This is a genomic window from Cysteiniphilum sp. (genome assembly GCF_057495195.1).
The window spans coordinates 1-4,169 of record NZ_JBXTEF010000060.1; the positions used below are offsets into that span (position 1 = coordinate 1).

Genomic DNA, 4,169 nt, shown 5'->3' on the forward strand with positions numbered 1-4,169 from the left:
AAAACTGTCCTATAGTTAACTGTGTAATGTTAAGTTATCTTGGTGGGATCAGTTATGAACAGTTATAGAATGAGCTCGTTGGCATGTATTGCCACTTTTTGTTTACCGTTATCTTCTCTTGCGATTGAATTGCAGGTTCGTTATTGTGATACAGCACGTAAGAGTGAAGTCATCACTGTTGAGTATATAGATAATGAAGGCATTTCAGATCAGCGATTTATTGATCACTTTGGTGTACCATTAGCGCACTTTAAAGCAGCGAATAACTATCGCAATATGCATGATGATGTTTGCTCAGCATTACCCAAAAATACCAAATCCTATGTGATGGGTGACACACAAACTATTCATATTGATCGCTTGCCATTTCAGGTTGAGTCTGTCATTCCTGAAGTCTTGACTGATATACAAAAGGAGTTTTTGCAAGCTGAGAATGTTCGACAATGGTCGCAGCAATGGAATATGCATAATCATATTGGTGTAGGAGTGGCTGCGGAAGGTGCATGGGCACAATTAAGGTTTACAGGACTTAATAAAACTTATGTTGCAGTGATTGATTCAGGTGTTACCAAATTTATGCCTGAAGATTTACAAGGACGTTTGGAAATGTCACAGCCTTATTATTTTTATGTTAATGATCAAGATAAAGTGGATGTGATTGCTTCAGTGATTGATACCGACTTAATGCAAGGCCCTCATGGCACAGCAGTAGCAGGTGTTATTGCTGCGCAAGGCCCAAGAGTCACAGGCGTTGCCGGTGATGTCGATGAGATTATGGTGTTGCCAGTTAAAGTCTTTGGACATGCTGGAGGTGCAAAAACAGAAGCCATTACGATGGCAATGGAGTGGGCGGCGGGCATTTATAGTGAAGATATGGCAAGTATAGCTCAGCTTCAACCCAATCAAACGCCGGCAAAAGTGATTAATTTGAGTTTGGGGATCTCAAGAGTTGATAAAGATGGCTTGGCAGTTGCAACTGAAAATACTTGGAAAAATGAGGTGTTACCTTCTCTTTGCAGCACATATCGAGAGTCAATCAACAAAGTTAATGCTTTAGGTGTAACGGTTGTTATTTCTGCAGGAAACTATGGGCAACCTGTATGGAATAGCGCTCCAGCGGGTTGCCCTAATATCAATGCAATTGTGGTGGAAGCGACGAATAACAATGGCATAAAAGCAGACTATTCTAATTATGCAGTGAATGATTGGCCATTGCAGAGTCTGGTGCTTGCAGCCCCTGGTGGCGAAGATGCGGAGCTTGACTTAAGTAAAGGTGTTATCTCACCGGGGTTTTGTATGACTTCAACTTTAGGTGTTGATTGCCGGTATTTTTACTTCGAAGGGACCTCTTTTTCTGCCCCTCATGTTGCCGGTATTGCAGCAATGATCTATGCGTTAAAGCCTGATGCAGATGTCAGCTATGTCAAAACAAAATTATCACAATCTACGTGGGGTAATAATGTGATTAATGCTCAAGAGGCAGTGCGCCAAACAGTTGTTGCGGAGCAAAGTAATGACGCGCAATCTGATGGTGCAGGTGGTGCCAATAGCACGGGTGTTGCAGTAGCTGCGGGAGCCGGAGCATTAGCGTCAGCATTAGCGCTTATTTTGTTTATGTGAGTGTTGATAACTCACGGCAGTTCTGTAAGATATCATGATAATTAACAACTCTATTGCTGATTATCATGAATTTAACACGAATATTAGATTTAACTACCCTTTTAACAAAAAAGTCATTTTTTTTATTTGGTCCACGCGCAACCGGTAAATCAACACTGATTCGACAGCAACTTGCTGATAAATATTTGGTGATTAACTTGTTAAGAAATGAATATTACATGGAACTTAGCCAATCACCACAATCGTTAGAGGCTATGATCAATAGTGCAAAAGACCAAACAATTGTCATTATTGATGAAATTCAGCGTGTGCCAATGCTATTAAACGAGATACATCGGCTCATTGAAGAGCGCCAGATTCACTTTCTCTTAACAGGATCAAGTGCCCGCAGCCTCAAAAGAAAGCATACTAACTTACTAGCAGGGCGTGCGCGTAAGGCGGAGCTGTTTCCATTAGTGAGTGCTGAAATTCCTGAGTTTAATTTAAATCATTATTTGCATGTGGGGGGCTTGCCAATGGTTTATTTAAGCGATGAGTCTTATGAAGAACTATCAGCATATGTAAATACTTATATGAAAGATGAAATTCAAGCGGAGGCTTTGGTTAGAAATATTCCAGGGTTTAGCAACTTTCTAAAAATGTGTGCTCTAACAAATGGCAAGATGCTGAATTTTAGTAGTATTGCGAGTGATTGTGCATTGCCTGTTTCCACCGTCAGGGAGTATTACTATATCTTGGAGGATACTTTTTTGGGATTTATGTTGCCAGCATTTACCGCGACACAAAAGCGCAAAGCAATTAGCACGGCAAAGTTTTATTTCTTTGATTTGGGTGTTGCACATTATCTTGCGGGCATCAGACAAATTCCGATACACACCGAAGTCTATGGGAATGCGCTGGAGCATTTTATTGGGCTTGAAATTCGTGCTTACCTTTCATATCAACGCATTGATAAACCATTAAGCTATTGGCGCTCAACGAGCCAAATGGAAGTTGACTTTGTTATTGGTGATGAGGTAGCGATCGAAGTGAAAGCAACTGGGCGTATTCATGATAAACATTTCAAGGGCTTGCTGGCATTTAAAGAAGAGGGTATTGCCAATCGTTATATCCTTATTAGCCTTGACTCGATTCATAAAGTTTATGGTAATGGTATTGAAGCATTACCAGTGGAGATGTTTCTAAATCAATTGTGGCAAGGTGATATTATTTGCAGCTAAGACTAAATGTTCATTCACAAGTGCTCATCGTACCCTGAGCGCAAGTACGCTTGGGAAAATCACACTTCATAGAGGCTTCGACTTACGCTCAGCGAACGTTTACACAATCAAAGTGAGCTAGAATATGCTCATAGTCTTATTTGCTAAAAAACAAAGTGATTACTCAAAGATGATACGTGGGCTTTTACCAAGAAATCGACCCACTTTAATCAATGTTTCTAGTGTAAAACCAGATTCACCTTTTAAAATTCGCTGTGTTTGCGAGGTGCTGGTGTCTAATCCTTTTTTTACATCATTAAATGTTAGATGATTTGTTTCAATATAATTATTCAGCTCATTAGCAATAGATTGCTTGAGTGATAGGTATTCATCTATGCGTTTGTCTGCCTCATCATTTATTTTGCTTATTTGTTTTTTGGTCAGTCTTTCTGTCATTATTTGATCTATAGTCTTCATAAATTCACCTTACCTTTCTTGATTTGTCTAGCTTGCTTATCTGCTTTTTTAATATCTTGTTTTTGAGTTCCTTTATTACCTCCAAGTAAGCCAACATAAATTTTATTGTTGTGGTACATGTAATAAAGACGATTTCCAAAACGCCTACAACGCAGCTCTTTTATTTTTTCTTTGGTACCTGTTAACGACTTCGTAAATGGCTGCTGTAATTCATATCCTAGCTTTCTAAGCATGCGAATTAAAATAAGCATTTCATTCTGCTGATCTATGGGCAAATTAAAAAGCCATTTCTCAGCATCATCCAGTAAAATTAATTCGTACACTTCAAATAAGCCTTGTATTTATGTTTTTACAAAAATACCCTAAAAAGGGTGGTTTATCAAGGTGCAGTCTTCATCGACGTCATAAAAAAAGCTTCATATGTTATAAGTTTAAACAATCGCCTTTTTATGGATGAAATTAATATATTTAACTATAGTCAATGAAGTGATGTTAGATTGTTTTGATAATCCTAATCATTGGTTTTAGATGGTAAATAACGCACATGTAATGATTGAAGTCTCACAGTAGCTATTAACAATAACGCTATTATTTCTTCGACATTGCCCAAAGATAAATAGCCATCGGCTATAACGCTTATAATGTATAAAGTCTACACTTATGATTATTGATGTTTTATCTATTGTTTTGACTGACTTAAGGTTAGTAAGAATAGTGATTAACTGGAGTTACGCACTTTAGAAAAAACTATGATTTTATAAACACCTCGTCAGCCTCCGGCTGCCACCCCTCTTGTAAAGCATAGGTTTATAGGGATCTTTTCTATTCATTTAATTCTTCTCCTTGTAAAGTCTGAAAGCTCGACCAAGCTAG

At 38.4% G+C, this 4,169-nt stretch carries 4 protein-coding genes; 2 read left to right on the forward strand and 2 right to left on the reverse strand.

Annotation, left to right across the window (positions count from 1 at the left end; all coding sequences use genetic code 11):
* Window positions 1-54: 54 nt before the first annotated feature.
* A complete protein-coding gene (locus ACY10D_RS05210; RefSeq protein WP_486999711.1) occupies window positions 55-1,620 on the forward strand; it encodes a S8 family serine peptidase in 1,566 nt (521 codons plus the stop codon).
* 65 nt (window positions 1,621-1,685) lie between these two features.
* A complete protein-coding gene (locus tag ACY10D_RS05215) occupies window positions 1,686-2,840 on the forward strand; it encodes an ATP-binding protein (protein ID WP_486999712.1) in 1,155 nt (384 codons plus the stop codon).
* Between the two features lie 159 nt (window positions 2,841-2,999).
* Here the strand turns inward: ACY10D_RS05215 and ACY10D_RS05220 are convergent, their stop codons facing one another.
* Window positions 3,000-3,296, reverse strand: coding sequence for a hypothetical protein (locus ACY10D_RS05220; RefSeq protein ID WP_486999713.1), 297 nt, complete (start codon window positions 3,294-3,296; stop codon window positions 3,000-3,002).
* Window positions 3,293-3,619, reverse strand: a complete 327-nt coding sequence (locus ACY10D_RS05225) for a type II toxin-antitoxin system RelE/ParE family toxin (protein WP_486999714.1) — start codon at window positions 3,617-3,619, stop codon at window positions 3,293-3,295. Before ACY10D_RS05225 ends, ACY10D_RS05220 begins: the two co-directional genes overlap by 4 nt.
* Window positions 3,620-4,169: the final 550 nt, after the last annotated feature.

Coding starts and splice junctions, on each gene's coding strand:
- ACY10D_RS05210 (WP_486999711.1), top strand. CDS start 55: ATGAACAGTTATAGAATGAGCTCGTTGGCATGTATTGCCACTTTTTGT.
- ACY10D_RS05215 (WP_486999712.1), top strand. CDS start 1,686: ATGAATTTAACACGAATATTAGATTTAACTACCCTTTTAACAAAAAAG.
- ACY10D_RS05220 (WP_486999713.1), bottom strand. CDS start 3,296: ATGAAGACTATAGATCAAATAATGACAGAAAGACTGACCAAAAAACAA.